Raw genomic sequence first — 15,949 nt, forward strand, 5'->3', positions numbered from 1 at the left:
TCGCTGGATGCCACCGAGAACACGGTTTCAACCGGTCAGAAAGTCGCTACAGCTGCAGATGGCCCAGCCTCTTACGCTATTGCTCAGCAGATGAACGGCAACATCGCTGGTCTTTCAGCTGTTTCTGATGGTCTGTCATTTGCTGCGAGCACTCTCAGCACAACAGCCACAGCAACCAGCAACATTCTGAGCACGCTGCAGCTTCTGCAGACGGCTGTCACTTCTCTTGGTGACAATCAGGGCGATCCGACAGCTCTTGCTCAGACATCCAGCGAAATCGACGGTTATCTCGATCAGATCAATACCTTTGCTCGAAACGCAACCGTCAACGGCGTCAACCTCCTGACCACAACGGCCGACTCCAACACGGCTAACGTTGGAAGCGCAACAGGGCCTGATACTGCTGGCAGCCTGATTTACGTGACCAGCCTTCAGGGTTCGACCAAAACCCTTGCAAACGTAACAACAACAGCATCGGCCGGCGCAGCAACGCTGACAAATGCTCTTGGGCTTACAAAGGGTATGACTGCCGGCGGCGATCTGGTCGCAACAACCAAGAGTGGTTCGAATGTTTTCGTGACAGGTGGCACGGCTCTGACAGGCGGCAGCATCTCCAAGCTGATTACGCTCGTTCAGAACGCAATCACCACGATGACAAACGCAGCTTCAACTGTGGCCACAAACCAGAAAATCGTTTCTGGTATGACTTCTTACTCCTCTAACCTTTCCGACTCCCTGACTTCAGGTGTTGGCGCACTGACGGATGCCGATATGGCAGCAGAAAGTGCGAAGCTGACGTCCCTGCAGACGAAGCAGTCGTTGGCAATTTCTTCTCTGAGCGTTGCAAAGTCTTCGTCTCAGAACATCCTGACCCTCTTCCGCTAAGGTCAAGAATGGGGGGCTTAGCCCCCCATTTTTTTTGGATTCAAATTATGAAAACAACATTAAGCACTAAAGAAATCACAAAAATCGGTAATAAATTAAAAAATCTATCTCAAAAAAACAATTACAAAGAAACAATAAAAGAAATAAAAAACAACATCCGAAAGCATCCACGCTGGGCAGATGGTTATTCGCTTCTAGGTGACATCTATACAAGCATATCTCACTATGAAGAAAGCTACTCAGCTTATTCAAAAGCTCTAGAGCTTGATCCTGACAATTTGCAATGGAAATTATCTCTTCTCCTTTCTCAACTAGAGATGGGAAGAAATGTTGATCTTGCACTAAACGAATTACTAAATCTATTTATAAAAAATGTCGAAGATGAAGATATCTGCATAAAGATAGCTTCAATTATGGTTTCAGGAAAACATCCAAAAATCACTATAGCTGCCATCAAATGGAGAGCCCAAAATTATAAGAACGGTGATGTGCTCTCAAGTATTTTGGCAAACCAGCTTCTTGAAGCTGGATTAATATCAGAAGGGTGCGAAATTTATCTCGATCTTTTTCGTTCATCTCCTAATGGTATTTTATATGCTCCGCAGTTGGGCGTGGCTCTTATACGCATTGGAGCCTTCCAGACTTGTGCAGATATAGTCGAATCACTCAAAAAAACTTCTCCTGATACTGCAGGCTTGATGCTGAATGAGTATGGAATCGCACTCGCCGGTCTTAACCGTTCAAAAGAAGCTCAGGTGGCTCTTCGTGAATATTTGCATATCCATCCTGAGTCACAGGCTGCAAAATTCAATTTAGGCCAGGCTCTACTGAAAGGTGGAAAGTATGAAGAGGGCTGGAAGCTAATTGAATTCTCTCCACCAGAATTTAAAGTCCAAGGCGTCAACAGTCCTTGGAAAGGTGATTTCTCTATAAATGGAAAAACGTTACTGGTATATGGCGAGCAAGGATTTGGCGATATGCTACAATTCTTACGCTACATACCGTATATCGAAAAACTTGGCGCCAATATTGTTTTATCGGTTCCAGAAAATCTTAAAAGGCTGTGCCAGACATCATTCCCTCATATTAACGTCACAGAAACTGATTTAAAAGAAATAAAGTATGACTATAGCTGCTCGCTTCTTTCTCTTCCATTAGCTTTGTCTTCTCAAATTGGGTATGAAATACCGTCACTTATTCCTTACCTTTCCCCAAACCAGAACGATATTGAAAAATTCTCAAAAATACTCGGAAAGAAAAACAAATTACGCGTTGGACTTGTGTGGTCTGGTGAAAACCGTCCACGCCATGGGCTAAATTATAAAAACAGATCAGCTTCTTTAAAGATGTTTTCTAAAATAATTGATGTTGAAAACATAGATTTCGTCAGTTTGCAGCTCGGAAACCCTCAGAAAGAACTATTACAATGGGATGGAAAAGAAATTTTTGATCCAATGAATGATGTGTCTGATATGGAAGACACAGCAGCTTTGGTTTTTAATCTCGATTTAATAATCAGTGTCGATACTTCTATTGCTCATTTAGCAGGAGCCCTTGGCAAACCTGTCTGGATGATCACACGAAGCGATTGCTGCTGGCGATGGTTAGAAAATCGGGAAGATACGCCTTGGTATCCAACAATGAAAATCTTTCGTTCCCAGCCAGGTAGCCTTCGCCACGCAATAGATCTCGTCGCAATTTCTCTTCCTGACTTCGTTACCACATGGCAGCAGCACTCCTTACTTAAAGGTATGTCTTCATGAGCTACGGCATTAAACGCTACAATCAAAACTCAGCCTCGCAAATGACTTCAAGGCAGATTGAAGTCATGGCATTCGGTCAAACCATTCTTCTTTTAAAAAATGCCAAGACTCAAAAAGAGCGCTTACATGCGCTTACTATGAATCAAAAGTTATGGTCTTCGATCCTTCTTGAAACTGGCATCGAAGATAATGGCATTCCGGAAGTAATGAGAAAAGATCTTACTAATTTAGCAATTTGGTCAACACGATATAGTATCCGCGCCATGCTACATGATACTCCGCTCAAGCCATTAATCGATATCAACCAAGATATACTGGATGGTTTGCGACAAAATCCCGATAATAAAAATACTTCTCTCGAAGCGAATGACTTCAAGCTTTCCGTAGCTTGAAGTCATTAAAATACGATCTCAAGTTATTGCTAATTTTGCTATAAATACATTCTATAATAAAATTTTCTCAAAAATAACAGAAATCTTTTACTTATCTAATTAGATCAGCGGTAGGTATCCTTTTTTATCCGCAACCTCAACAATCATTCTGTTCCCTAAAGCAACATGGCAATCTGCGGTTCAGCCTTCTACTTAGGAAGGCCCTCCATTATCCGTAATACTTCCATTGATTGCAAAATTTCTTATACTGCGATCTATCAGTTATACTGATTGTTTAGACAAAACTTTTTATAAAAATTATATTTATACCCCTCAATGAAAGACATCCGTCCAACAACAGAAAAATGAATAATTGATTGTAGCATTAAGTCTTCTATTTTAAGGTTGTGTTCTTCACAAAAAAAAAATCAATAAAAGAGTCCGAAGATACAGATCTTCGGACTCTTTTATTGCAGATCTTAAAAAGAAAAACTATTCAGTCTTCTTCGTCTTCATCCAGATCTCTCTGAACTTCCGGCCGACGCAGCAGGGCATCGACTTCCATTGCATAGTCGAGAGCCGTATCGGGCTGGAAGTGAATTTCCGGAGCAATACGCAAACGGAGTGTGTGCGACAATTGGGTCCGTAAATACGGAGCCACGCGCTTCAAGGCTGGAAGAAGCTTTTCAACATCTCCCTTCCCCAGATCAGAGACAAATGCCGTAGCATGCTTCAGATCAGGAGAAATACGCACCTCCGTGACGGTAATAGTCACACCGGCGAGTTCCGGATCACGGAATTCAGTCCGGGCGAACACTTCCGCCAGCATACGTCGAACCTCTTCCGCGACGCGAAGCTGCCGCTGAGAGGGACCGGATGCGGAGAGGCCGGCGAGTCTCCCCGCCGGCCCCTTTCCATCCGAACGTCGGTTGGAACCCCGGCTCACGCTGGCACCAGTTCCATCTCGAAGCACTCAACCACATCTCCCTCACGCAGATCGTTGTAACCTGCGAAGGAAAGACCGCACTCATAGCCACGAGCGACTTCCTTGACGTCGTCCTTGAAGCGCTTGAGCTGGCTGAGATCACCTTCATGAATGACCACACCGTCACGCAGCAGACGCACGCCACAACCACGTTTGACAACGCCTTCGGTAACGTAGCAACCCGCGACCTTGCCAACCTTGGTGATGTTGAACACCTGACGGATCTCGGCGTAGCCAAGGAACTTCTCGCGATGTTTCGGAGCCACCTTGCCCTTCACCAACTGCTCGATGTCATCAGCAACCTGATAGATGATCGAGTAGTAGCGAATATCCACACCATCACGCTGCGCCATTTCACGGGCCTGCGAGGTTGCGCGAACATTGAAAGCGATGATCACGCCATCAGATGCCTTGGCAAGCTGCACATCACTCTCGGTGATCTGACCGACAGTCGCATTCAGGACGCGAACATCGACTTCCTCATGAGCAAGCTTTTCGACGGTTGCCTTGATCGCTTCCGCTGATCCCTGCACGTCAGCCTTGATGAGAACCGCAACTTCCTTCTGCACACCCGCCTGAATACGGGCAAGCATCTGGTCCAGCGTTCCACGGGCTGCTGTCTTGCCTGCTGCAGTATGCTCCTTGATCTTGCGCTGACGGAATTCAGAAATCTCGCGAGCGCGATTTTCGTTATCCACGACAACAAAGGAGGAGCCAGCTTCCGGCACACCGGCAATACCAAGAACTTCAACCGGCATCGACGGACCCGCCTCAGCGACCTGACGATTACGGTCATCGACCAGCGCACGCACACGTCCCCATTCCGCTCCGGCGACAACGATGTCACCCTTGCGCAATGTACCTTTCTGGACCAGCACCGTCGCCACTGGACCCCGGCCACGATCAAGACGGCCTTCAATAACCGCACCTTCAGCCGCACGGTCCGGGTTGGCTTTCAGGTCAAGGATTTCCGCCTGCAGCAGAATGGCCTCTTCAAGCTTATCAAGGTTTGTCCGCTTAAGGGCGGAAACCTCGATATCCTGAACGTCACCGCCCATGGATTCGACAACAAGCTCGTGGCTCAGCAGATCCTGGCGCACGCGATCAGGGTTGGCTCCCGGCTTGTCGATCTTGTTGATCGCCACGATGATCGGCGCGTTGGCCGCTTTCGCATGCTTAATCGCTTCTGCTGTCTGCGGCATAACGCCATCATCAGCAGCCACAACCAGCACCACTACATCTGTCACCGAGGCACCGCGAGCACGCATGGCCGTAAAGGCTTCGTGACCCGGCGTATCAATAAACGTGATCTTCGCACCGGAAGCCAGCTTCACCTGATACGCGCCGATATGCTGCGTAATGCCACCAGCCTCACCAGCGGCCACATCTGTGGTCCGCAGAGCATCTAGCAGAGACGTCTTGCCGTGGTCAACGTGACCCATGACGGTAACGACAGGCGGACGAGGCTGAAGATCACCTTCTGCGTCCTCAACGCCTTCAATACCGATCTCGACATCGCTTTCAGCCACACGACGAACGCGATGACCAAATTCCTCGACAATCAGTTCGGCCGTATCAGCATCAATTGACTGCGTAACGGTCGCCATCACACCCATTTTCATGAGCGCCTTGATGACTTCACCCTGACGGGCCGCCATACGGTTGGCGAGTTCCTGAACCGTAATGGTCTCAGGCAGGATCACATCACGGACGACACGCACCTGATCGGTACGCAGTCGTTCCAGTTCAGCCTGACGACGCTCACGCTCACGCTGACGACGCACAGACGCCAGTGACCGGGTCTTGTCGTCATCACCTTCGATAGCGGCCTGAACGTCAATCCGCCCGGAACGACGACCGCCACCATCCTTTTTCGCAGCAGCGCCCCTCTTCGGAGGAGGCACGGCTCCTTTGCGAGCGGGACCACGACGATCATCATCGCCGTCACGACCGCCGCGCAGACGCAGGGTCTCACCAGCACTGCCGGATGGCTGCGAAGAAGGCGTCGACGGAGCCGGACGCGTTTGCACCAGCGGCTTGGTCGGCATGATCGCACGCTCAGCCAGCGGACGCAGACGTCCTGGAGGCGGCGCAAGAGTGACTGTGCCGGGAATCGGCTTATCAGAAACTATCGGGCCACGCTCTTCTGCGACCGGCGCAGCAGGCTTCTTTGCAGGCTCGGCAGCCTTGCCTTTCGCATCCTGAGCATCAAGCTCGGCGCGCTGCTTGGCTTCCTGCTCTTCGCGAGCACGTTCCTCTGCTGCCCGACGCTCGTCCTCTTCACGACGACGCGCCTCTTCTGCGGCGGAAAGGATCTGGATCTTTTCCTGCTCAATGCGCTGCGCTTCTTTCAGGGCAGCTTCCCTGCGCTGCTCCTCAAGCACACGCTGACGAACAGCGAGTTCCGCTTCCGTCAAACCTCTCTTGCCCGACTGACGTCCACCGCCAGCACCACGCCCACCGGACACACCGGCTTTGGGAGCACTTGGGCCTGGCCGCGCTTTTTTTCGGACCTCGACCTGCACTACCTTTGAGCGACCATGGCTGAAGCTCTGACGCACAGATCCGGCATCGACCGTGTGTCCTACTTCAGAACGGCCTGCTGGCCGCAGGGACAGACGCCCCTTACCCTGATCCTGATCGTTGCCTTCGCTCATCTATCCGCCTGTTCAACCCGCTCGCCGGAAACTTCCGGCGTCCGCAGCACTGCCACATCGGCAAGCCCTGCAAAACGTTTACTATCCTGCCTCAACCGGTCAGCTAATGCGCCAGTCCGCAGAGCCGCGTGCACCGTGTGCTCACGACCAAATACTTTTCCCAGTTGCGCAGCATCCAGTGGCTTCACCACCGGGAGACTGCGCGCGCCAGACAGAAGTCTGACACATTCATCCGGACTTCCATCCGATGCCTGCACGACAAGCCCTGCCGCACCCACCACGATCCACTCACGAACCTTGGCGTATCCACTCACCGCCTGACCGGCCCGACGCGCAAGGCCGAGCGTATCCGTCACACGACGGAGAAGCCCTGCCTCAATCAAACCAACCAGATCAGAAGGAATGACAACCTGACATCGTGCAGCACGGGCAAAGCCCCCGCGAGTCCGTGCGGTTTCTAGCACATCCCGGCGCGCACTCAACCAGATTCCCCGTCCAGGCAGGCGCGCGTCCAGGTCGGGCACCACAGTTTTATCTGGTGCCACAACAAATCGTATCATGCTGGAAGGCGCCAGACGCTCACGCGTTACGAGACAACGACGCAGAGGACCACGCTCGTCTTCTTCATAAACATCGTCACTGTCGGGGATATGATTATCCCCGTTCAGTTCCGCTGTGAACCCGCTATCTGCAGTAATTAGTTCAGAAGGGCGCTCATTGGTGGGTGTCGTGTTCAGAAGACACCTCCTCGGCCGGCGCTTCCGCAACGGCCTCTGCTGGCGCAGCTTCATCCTCGAACCAGTGCGCACGTGCCAGCATGATGATTTCGTTGGCGGCATCCTCATCAATCGCTTCCGCGCCGAGGATTTCCACCAGTTCGTCACCAGCCAGATCAGCCAGATCATCAAGCGTTTTCACGCCCTTTTCACCAAGCGTCACAAGCATCTGATTCGTGAAAGCGTTCAGCGCGACGATGTCATCAGTCACACCGAGAGCGATACGCTTCTCGTCGAGCTCTTCTTCCTTGCGGGTCAGATAGGTCTCTGCACGACGGACCAGTTCTTCAACAACCGACTCGTCAAAGCCTTCAATCCCGACAAGCTCGTCCTGATCGGCGTAAGCAAGCTCTTCGATCGTGTCGAAGCCTTCTGTCACCAGCAGGCCAGCAATCACATCATCCACATCCAGCGCTTCAACAAAGAGCGCGGTGCGACGACGGAATTCCTCCTGACGACGCTCGGATTCTTCTGCTTCCGTGAGGATATCGATATCCCAGCGGGTCAGCTGGCTGGCCAGACGCACGTTCTGACCGCGACGACCGATGGCGAGGCTGAGCTGATCATCAGGCACAACGACCTCAACGCGACCAGCTTCCTCATCCATCACAACCTTGCTGACTTCAGCCGGAGCCAGTGCATTGACCACAAAGGTCGCCGCCTGCGGGCTCCACGGAATGATGTCGATCTTCTCGCCCTGCAACTCGGCCACAATAGCCTGCACGCGGGAACCACGCATACCAACGCAGGCACCGACCGGATCGATGGACGCATCACGAGAAATCACCGCCATTTTGGCGCGCGAACCCGGATCACGGGCCACTGCTTTGATCTCGATGATACCGTCGTAAATTTCCGGCACTTCCTGAGCGAACAGCTTCGCAAGGAAAGCGGGGTGTGTGCGGGAAAGGAAAATCTGCGGACCACGCGGCTCGTCACGCACATCATAGATGTAGGCGCGAACACGATCCGAGTTACGGAACGTCTCACGGGGGATCAGTTCATCACGACGCAGCAGCGCCTCAGCAGAACCGATCTCAACCATGAGGTTGCCGTATTCTGTGCGCTTGACCGTGCCGTTGACGATCTCGCCCACGCGATCCTTGAATTCGTCATACTGACGCTTGCGCTCATATTCACGCACGCGCTGGACGATCACCTGCTTGGCGGTCTGAGCGGAGATGCGACCGAAATCAATCGGTGGCAGCGGATCGATCAGATGCTCGCCAAGCTGAATTTCAGGCTTGAACTTGCGGGCGATGTGAAGAGGAATCTGGGTCTCTTCGTTTTCCACAGCCTCGACGGCTTCCGTCCAGCGGGAAAGACGCACCTCACCAGTCCGACGATCGATCGTCGCACGGATATCTTTCTCGTGGCCATATTTGGCACGACCGGCCTTCTGAATGGCCTGCTCCATCGCCTCGAGAACTTCCTCGCGATCGATCAGCTTCTCACGCGCAACCGCGTCAGCCACCAAAAGCAGCTCGGGACGTGCAACAGAGGTATCCATACTCATCACAACTCCACGACAGACCAGACGCCGACATCCCAGGACATCAGCCCAATCCCGCAAGCCGAAACCCATCTGAAGACAGCGCTTCAGACAATCTCAGGCATGCATATGATATCAAAGGCCGGGTTTTACCACCCCTGACCGCCTCAATGACGGGTTTTAGACTTCTTTTTTTCGGCCGGAGCCTCTTCTGCCCCTTCATCAGGCTGCGCCGAAGGCTTCATCATCGCCTGCGTCGCAGCGATCAGAGCATCCGTCAGCACCAGTCTGGCTTTCTTCATCTCCCGGAACGGAAGCACAACTTCCTCTCCGTCATCGAGACGCATCCGACCACCCTCTTCCGAAGCGCCGAGCACAATTCCCGAGAAACGACGCCGCCCATTGAGCGGGATCAGCACCTCGGCTTTCGCCAGATGTCCTGCGAAGCGCTCCCAGTCCTTTGGACGCGTCAGCGGACGATCGATTCCGGCCGAGGACACTTCCAGCGTCCAGTTGCCCGGAATGGGGTCTTCCACGTCCATGACAGCGCCCACCGCGTGGCTAATCTGCTCACAGTCTTCAACCGTGATCAGTGTGCCATCAGCACGATCAGCCATGATCTGCACCGTAGGTACTTCACGCCCGAGCACGGACACCCTGACGACCTCGAACCCGAGATCTTCTACAGAAGGTGTGATCAGCGCAGCAATCCGCCCTTCAAGGCCGACATGAGTCGAATGGTCTTCGTCCACAGCAAAAAAGGCGACCGAACCGGCCACCCCCCAAAAAAGAGCGAAAATGAAAGGAATGACACCCGTTTAAGTCACTGACCATAAAATCGCAAGGTGAAATTGATTGTCCTTGCGCAAGCGGATTTATTACGGTGCATAAAGCTTTGTATCTTTTTCGTTTGCCCCTTGCATCGCTGCAACACCCCATGCCTTAGTTAGAACCGGCAATGACAGCAGACTCTCCCTACACCCCTCAGCGACAGCCAGAGAAAGATCCCGAGAATCGGGGATCTGGCCCAATGATCGCAGCAATCGCGGCGCTGATGGTTGTGGCTGGCGGAGCGTCCTGGATGGCGAACGGAAATGGAGCCAGAAACGACCAGAATACGCCGCCACCTGTTGCAGCACCACAGAACACACAAAACGAGACGCCCAACGGACGATTTTCGGTTGCCGGTCAATTTGCCTACATTTCGCCCGAAAATGCGCCGGCAGCCCTGCGGCGGGCGGGATATTCGGAATCAGAGCAGGCCTCGATCCTCGCCGGGATCAAACGCCGCGACTACCGACTGGCCGTGATGCCGGTTTTCGATGCTGGCGGAACGGGAGGCACTATCGCCATTGCCTCCGGCCCTGTGCGACGGATCGTGCATCTTACTCCAAAGCCCAAGCCGATCGTGCTTCCCATCACGATTGCAGGGGAAGTCACCGTCGCCGCCATTTCGCCAACAGGCCCGACCGGCCTCACTACCGGGGCAGTCACGGTTCTGGGGCCGGAAGCCCTTCCTACCCTTCAGCAGGGCGACAATCTCCTTCTTACGGTCATCGTCCAATGACAGAACTGCCTGTTAACGATCGCCCTGCCCCGTATTTTCGGAGAATTGCCCCATGAAGGGCCTGATTCCCATGCTCAACCGGTTCATGCCGGTCATGATGGTGATCTTCCTGATCCTTGCGAGCATTCAGGCTGCGGTCAGCCTGCATCTTTCGCTCGCAACTCTGGATCATTTCATGAAATGGTGTTCCCCGCTCTGGCCTGTTCTGGCTGGTGCGGGAGCCTTTTTCACACTGATGGGTCTTCTTTTTGAAGTACGCTCGGAAAAGCTGGCCCGAAAGGGTCTGCTCCGCAGACGGGGGTGGATGATGGACGTTCTGGCGCGACTGACCAACAGACAGGCACTTGAAGAGCTGATGGCGCGGGAACAGCGCGACTCAGCCATCGACGCGGAGGAGCTTGCCGCCAACTTGCGAGCCCGGGTCATCGGACAGGATCAGGTGTGCGAGGACATGGCCAGCCAGCTCCGCAGACGCCTCGCCCTTCAGGTCCGCGGCAAGCCGGTCGGCATCTTTCTGCTGGCAGGACCACCCGGCACAGGCAAGACTTACCTCGCCAAACAGCTGGCGCGTCAGCTCGACAGGCCGCTCATGCATTTCGACATGACACAGATGGCCAGCGCCCATGCCGCCACGCAGCTTTTTGGATCACCGAAAGGCTATGTCGGTTCGGACACTTATGGAAAGCTGACCGGCGGCCTCAAGGAAAAGCCGGACTCGGTGGTTCTTCTCGATGAGATCGAAAAGGCTCATCCTGATGTATTCAAGCAGTTCCTTGTCGCCTGGAACGATGGCTATGTCACGGAAGCCTCCACCGGGGCGCATGTTTCCGCTACTCAGGCCATCTTCATCCTGACCTCGAACATCGCGACCGAAGCCCTGACCGATATCGCCAACCGTCTTGGCGATGATCCTGACCGGATGCGCGCCGAGTCTGTAGAAGCGCTTCGTCAGGCCGGGTTCGCTCCTGAAGTCCTGAACCGGATTGATCGCATCTTTGTGTTCCGTCCTCTGCGCGGGCTGGATATCGCCCGCGTTGCGGCGCTGGAAATCGAAACCATGATCGAAAGTTACGGGCTGGCCATCGAGCCGGGCGGTATCGAACCTTCGATCCTGTTCGACGTCATGCGACGCCAGAACCGGCTGGGTGACGGCGCGTCGGCTCGTGACCTCGCCCGCTCTATCGAGGATATGGTCAGCGAGTCCCTGATCGTTGCGCGTCAGCAAGGGGCGAAAATGGTGCGTATTACGCAGACGGAAGACGGGGTTACAGCTCAGGTGGTCAATGACTCGCTCTCGCCAACCCGCCCTCACCTGACAGCCTGACGGTATTTTATGTCTGCTTTTTCGCGTCTGTGGCGTCGCGCTCCCCTGTGGCGACTGTCTCTCGTCAGCATGGTCGCGTTCAGCGGCATCACCGTCCTGTATCCGCCGAACTGGCTTGTCAGCCTTTATCCTCCGCTGGGAAAATTCGCCCATCACACAGCCCCTGCCGCGCAGGACGATGACTCTGCGTCCGATAACGAGCAGAGCAGCCCTCCCCCTGCACAATCCGGTGCAGGGGGTGGTAAGGGACAGGGCGGCGATTACACGACGGCGCAGGGCGCTGTTCCGCCGATTGACGCCCAGTTGGTCGATCTCATGCCCATGGCTGGCCGTCAGTTCCCGCTCCCGGCCGGCATATGGCATCCGGTTCTGACGGAAACGAGCGGACCGCACGGGGAAATTTCCAGCAATATTCTGGTACGCACGGATCGCGGCGTAGTGACCGGCGTGATCCTCGTGCAGGCGACAACCGCAAGTGTGCCGACCTCCGCCATGACCGATCAGCCCTGTCATCTGGATGGAGCCTTCTTTCAACGGAAGCTCGCTGCTCCAAGTGGCGCAGTCCAGTGCATCGCTACAAACGTGGGTTTCACACCCAAAGGCGATATTCACTCAAAAGATGATATTGGCTGGGCTTTCGGACGGCTCACGCTTCTGGGATTCCCCATGCCACCCGTCTGGGCGCTGGCTTCCTGGACTTACGCTGTGAACGCAGAGGACGGCGGCAAAAACTTTGAAGTGGTTTCAATGGCGCTCAGTCCCGCCGATCCGGGAACAGCCCACGTCAAGACACCGCTTTCAGACTGGAGCCCACAAGGTCTGGGGACCTCGCCCTTCTCAGGACGCTTCATGCAGAACGTGAATGACTGGCTTGTACGCTGGGCCCCCATTCTGCAGCAGGGCTATCAAGGCACGTTGCGGCCCTCCCCCAACAGCATCAGACCGGAAGCCGCTGACCCAGCCTGGCACGGCGCGGCAGGCGCGCCACCGACCTGATCCTGTCAGGTCAGTGTGAGAACGTCCGACGAAATCTCGATCAGGAAATCCAGCACCGTGCGCGTGCGCAACGGGAGTGTTCTGGGGCCGGTATGCACCGCATACAGCGGCATGGGCGGCACTTTCCAGTCAGGAATGACTTCCGCCAGTTCTCCTGATTCGATCAGATGTCTGACCTGAAACTCGGGCAGAAGCCCTACGCCCACTCCGGCCTGCACGGCATGAAGAGCGGCTTCACTGGAATTGGCCCGGAACACCGCCGCCGGTGCGACTACACTCTCCTCACCTTCCGGATTGAAGAAATGCCAGTCCTGACGACCACCACCATATGTAAAGACCACACATGGCTCGCCGGTCAGATCATTGGGATGTTTCAGTGACGATTTGGCCGTGAAATGACGCGGGGAAATTACCAAAGAGCGATGAACGGCACCAAGTTTGCGGGCAATTAGCGAGCCTTCGGCAATCTCACCAACCCGGATAGCGAGGTCGAGCCCCTCTTCCACCAGATCACCAAAGCCGTCTCTCATGATAAGTTCGACGGACAGATCTGGATGCTTGCCCAGCAGATCCTTGATCCGGTTGGTCAGGCAGAGACCGAAGGCTGTGGTAACGCCCAGCCGGACAAGACCGGACACCGAGGCCCGACGCCGTCCGAGCACCGTTTCGGCGGTCTCGAGAATTTCCAGCAGTTCATACGCATGAGGCAGCAGACTACGACCATCTTCCGTCATCATCAGACTGCGGGTCGTGCGTGCGAACAGCGTTGTGCCGTAATGCGCTTCCAGCAGGGCGATATGCCGTGAAATGGTCGGCTGACTGGCTCCTGTTTCGCGGGAGACAGCTGAAAATGAGCCTGTCGCGGCAACGCGAACAAAGCTGTGAAGAGCAGAGAGAAGATCCATCGCGCAATCAGGTCAAAAGTTGCGTGATGATCATGACCTTATGTTTATTTATGCACAATGCGTTGAAGTGTGAGGCGCACATGCCAAAAATGCATTGGCTTAAACGATGCCCGATAAACAGGCATTTTTTAGGAAAGATTTACTCATCCATGTCCAACCGGGTGTGAAAAAAATCACTCACACCCGGTAATCACCCTGTCAGCCGCCGCGTCGTTCACTGACGGCGAGACGACGTTCAGCCATTTTGGCAAGACGTACGAACGGCAGTCCCAGCAGCAGATAAGCACCGCCCACCATCATCCCCGTTCCGAAATAATCGAAATAGGTCGAAGACAGCCGCACATAGGTCTGACTGAGTTCCGTCAGAGTGATGATGCTGACCAGAGACGAATCCTTCAGCAGAGAGATGAAGTCGTTGGTCATCACCGGCACCACAACCCGGAAGGCCTGCGGCACGACGACATAACGCAGAGCCTGCGAGTGGGTCATGTTCAGTGCAGTGGCCGCTTCCATCTGCCCGCGAGCAACGGACTGCAGACCGGCGCGATAGTTCTCTGCCTCATACGCTGCGTAATTCAGTCCGAGACTGATCACACCGGCGACAAAGGGAGAGAGGCGAATGCCGATACCGGGCAGCCCATAGAAAATGAACAGCACCTGAATCAGCAGCGGCGTGCCACGAATGACCTCGATATAAAGCGTCGCCAAAGCCGCTGCCCAAGTCGGACCATATCGCCGCGTCAGCGCCAGAATCAGCCCCAGAGCTACAGCCAGCACCATCGCGCAGGCAGAAACCGCCAGCGTCATGACGGCACCCTTGCCGATCAGCGGCAGGAAGCTGACATAGCGGTCAAAGCGGGCTTTCCAGCCTTTGGCCGGAGCGGTCGCGGCGATGTATCGCTCCCACTCGGTCGGAGCGATACCGGGCTGCGAATAATCGCCCGTCCATGCCGCCATTTCCGGCGTCCACAGATTCCAGCGCGCCAGAATCCGGTGCAGCGTGCCGTCCGCGATCATCGATTTCAAAGCAGCATCGACCTGCTTCCGCAGTTCAATATTGCCCCCTTTCGGGAAAGCGATGCCGTAGGACAGATGACCAACCGGCGGACCGACGATACGGAAGGCCGGATCGGCTTCGCCGTAATAGAGCGCAATCGGCCCATCGATGAGGATTGCGTCGAGGCGCTTGTTCCGCAGATCCTCGAACATGTTTGATTCTTCGTCGTAACCGCGCACTGTGATGTCGTGCCGGTCACCCATCATCCGCTCGGCCAGCGTGTCCTTGACCGTACCGATGGTATGACCGCCGAGACGCTCGTAGGAATCAAGTCCCGCCTGATCGCGACGTACGACAATACGTTCGGAGGTCATGTAGTAAGGCTGGCTGAAATCGACGGCCTCGATATGCTCCGGCGTCATTTCGATGCCGCAGATGACCATCAGATAGAAATTGCGTTCAAGACCGGGGATCAGCCCATCCCAGTCGTTCTGCACAAACTGGGCGTCACGTCCCAGACGACGGCCGATTTCCTCCATGATGTCATATTCAAAGCCGCTCATGCGGTTTTCGTCTGACGGATCATGAAAAGTGTACGGGACATTGGAAGTGCCGTCGGCACCCCATTTCAACGCTGTAACAGATGCGTCTGCCGTAGCGGGCGCTGTTACAGGTTCCGGCTGGATGGGTTCAGCAGGCGTGTTCTCCGCCCAAGCCGACACACCATGAAAGGCAAACCCCACAACGGCGAAGCCGACGAGAAAGCGCGCACGAAGCCGCGAAAGAACGGAAGTCATGCCGAGGCTCCCAGAAGAAAGCGCCGCGTCCGGGGATCGCGCGGGTTGTCATACATTTCGTCCGGATCACCGATCTCGATGATCTCGCCGCCATCCATGAAGACAATCCGGTCTGAGGCGGCGCGGGCGAAACTCATGTCGTGGGTCACGACAATCTGCGTCATGCCCTCACGGTCGAGCGCACGCATGACTTCGAGCACTTCTTCCGCCACACGCGGATCAAGCGCAGAGGTCGGCTCATCGTACAGCATCACGTCCGGACGCATGGCGAGTGCACGCGCAATGGCCGCACGCTGCTGCTGTCCACCGGAAAGCGTGGCCGGATAACGCAGGCAGGCCGCTTCCAGTCCCACCTTGGCGAGCAGTTCACGCGCCTCGGCCTCGGCGACTGCGGGTGAGACCTTCTTCACCACACGTGGCGCAAGCATCACGTT

General features: G+C 54.8%; 14 protein-coding genes. 6 read left to right on the forward strand and 8 right to left on the reverse strand.

The window, feature by feature from the left end:
• The 3 genes from B3759_RS02905 to B3759_RS02915 all read left to right on the forward strand — a co-directional run.
• A partial coding sequence (locus B3759_RS02905; RefSeq protein ID WP_291363454.1) for a flagellin occupies positions 1-885 on the forward strand: 885 nt, incomplete at its 5' end.
• Between the two features lie 47 nt (positions 886-932).
• Positions 933-2,648, forward strand: coding sequence for a hypothetical protein (locus B3759_RS02910; RefSeq protein ID WP_291363456.1), 1,716 nt, complete (start codon positions 933-935; stop codon positions 2,646-2,648).
• A complete protein-coding gene (locus B3759_RS02915; protein ID WP_291363458.1) occupies positions 2,645-3,040 on the forward strand; it encodes a flagellar biosynthesis regulator FlaF in 396 nt (131 codons plus the stop codon). The genes B3759_RS02910 and B3759_RS02915 overlap by 4 nt, the downstream gene beginning before the upstream one ends.
• Before the next feature lie 475 nt (positions 3,041-3,515).
• Here the strand turns inward: B3759_RS02915 and rbfA are convergent, their stop codons facing one another.
• The 5 genes from rbfA to rimP form a co-directional block, all read right to left on the reverse strand.
• Positions 3,516-3,965, reverse strand: a complete 450-nt coding sequence (gene rbfA / locus B3759_RS02920) for a 30S ribosome-binding factor RbfA (RefSeq protein WP_291363460.1) — start codon at positions 3,963-3,965, stop codon at positions 3,516-3,518.
• Positions 3,962-6,661 carry a translation initiation factor IF-2 gene (gene infB, locus B3759_RS02925; protein ID WP_291363462.1) on the reverse strand — a complete coding sequence of 900 codons (2,700 nt, stop codon included), beginning with the start codon at positions 6,659-6,661 and terminating at the stop codon, positions 3,962-3,964. The genes rbfA and infB overlap by 4 nt, the downstream gene beginning before the upstream one ends.
• Positions 6,658-7,311: an RNA-binding protein gene (locus B3759_RS02930; RefSeq protein ID WP_291363494.1), complete on the reverse strand. Its 654-nt coding sequence runs from the start codon at positions 7,309-7,311 to the stop codon at positions 6,658-6,660. The genes infB and B3759_RS02930 overlap by 4 nt, the downstream gene beginning before the upstream one ends.
• 64 nt (positions 7,312-7,375) lie before the next feature.
• A complete protein-coding gene (gene nusA / locus B3759_RS02935; protein WP_291363496.1) occupies positions 7,376-8,947 on the reverse strand; it encodes a transcription termination factor NusA in 1,572 nt (523 codons plus the stop codon).
• A 149-nt stretch (positions 8,948-9,096) separates the two neighbouring features.
• A complete protein-coding gene (gene rimP / locus B3759_RS02940; protein ID WP_291363463.1) occupies positions 9,097-9,708 on the reverse strand; it encodes a ribosome maturation factor RimP in 612 nt (203 codons plus the stop codon).
• A 251-nt stretch (positions 9,709-9,959) separates the two neighbouring features.
• Between rimP and B3759_RS02945 the strand changes: the two genes are divergently transcribed.
• From B3759_RS02945 to B3759_RS02955, 3 genes are read left to right on the forward strand one after another with little or no spacing between them, the layout of a single operon-like run.
• On the forward strand, positions 9,960-10,496 hold the full coding sequence (locus B3759_RS02945; RefSeq protein ID WP_291363464.1) for a hypothetical protein: 537 nt from the start codon (positions 9,960-9,962) through the stop codon (positions 10,494-10,496).
• 52 nt (positions 10,497-10,548) lie between these two features.
• Complete coding sequence (locus B3759_RS02950) at positions 10,549-11,820, forward strand: AAA family ATPase (RefSeq protein WP_291363465.1); 1,272 nt, start codon at positions 10,549-10,551, stop codon at positions 11,818-11,820.
• A 9-nt stretch (positions 11,821-11,829) separates the two neighbouring features.
• Positions 11,830-12,816: a hypothetical protein gene (locus B3759_RS02955; RefSeq protein WP_291363467.1), complete on the forward strand. Its 987-nt coding sequence runs from the start codon at positions 11,830-11,832 to the stop codon at positions 12,814-12,816.
• 5 nt (positions 12,817-12,821) lie between these two features.
• On the opposite strand, the gene B3759_RS02960 is transcribed toward B3759_RS02955, so the two are convergent.
• The 3 genes from B3759_RS02960 to B3759_RS02970 all read right to left on the reverse strand — a co-directional run.
• Entirely contained in the window at positions 12,822-13,721 is a 900-nt protein-coding gene (locus B3759_RS02960) for a LysR family transcriptional regulator (RefSeq protein WP_291363469.1), read from the reverse strand.
• Between the two features lie 198 nt (positions 13,722-13,919).
• Positions 13,920-15,515 (reverse strand): ABC transporter substrate-binding protein/permease, encoded by a 1,596-nt coding sequence (locus B3759_RS02965; protein ID WP_291363471.1) that lies wholly within the window; start codon positions 15,513-15,515, stop codon positions 13,920-13,922.
• A partial coding sequence (locus tag B3759_RS02970; protein WP_291363473.1) for an amino acid ABC transporter ATP-binding protein occupies positions 15,512-15,949 on the reverse strand: 438 nt, incomplete at its 5' end. The genes B3759_RS02970 and B3759_RS02965, both read right to left, overlap by 4 nt.

The sequence above is a fragment of the Acetobacter sp. UBA5411 genome (assembly GCF_002409645.1).
GTDB lineage: Bacteria > Pseudomonadota > Alphaproteobacteria > Acetobacterales > Acetobacteraceae > Acetobacter.

Excerpts from the sequence above, each read along its gene's own strand:
- B3759_RS02960 (WP_291363469.1), bottom strand. The coding sequence starts at position 13,721 with ATGGATCTTCTCTCTGCTCTTCACAGCTTTGTTCGCGTTGCCGCGACA.
- B3759_RS02910 (WP_291363456.1), top strand. The coding sequence starts at position 933 with ATGAAAACAACATTAAGCACTAAAGAAATCACAAAAATCGGTAATAAA.
- B3759_RS02965 (WP_291363471.1), bottom strand. The coding sequence starts at position 15,515 with ATGACTTCCGTTCTTTCGCGGCTTCGTGCGCGCTTTCTCGTCGGCTTC.
- B3759_RS02915 (WP_291363458.1), top strand. The coding sequence starts at position 2,645 with ATGAGCTACGGCATTAAACGCTACAATCAAAACTCAGCCTCGCAAATG.
- infB (WP_291363462.1), bottom strand. The coding sequence starts at position 6,661 with ATGAGCGAAGGCAACGATCAGGATCAGGGTAAGGGGCGTCTGTCCCTG.
- B3759_RS02955 (WP_291363467.1), top strand. The coding sequence starts at position 11,830 with ATGTCTGCTTTTTCGCGTCTGTGGCGTCGCGCTCCCCTGTGGCGACTG.
- nusA (WP_291363496.1), bottom strand. The coding sequence starts at position 8,947 with ATGGATACCTCTGTTGCACGTCCCGAGCTGCTTTTGGTGGCTGACGCG.
- B3759_RS02945 (WP_291363464.1), top strand. The coding sequence starts at position 9,960 with ATGATCGCAGCAATCGCGGCGCTGATGGTTGTGGCTGGCGGAGCGTCC.
- B3759_RS02950 (WP_291363465.1), top strand. The coding sequence starts at position 10,549 with ATGAAGGGCCTGATTCCCATGCTCAACCGGTTCATGCCGGTCATGATG.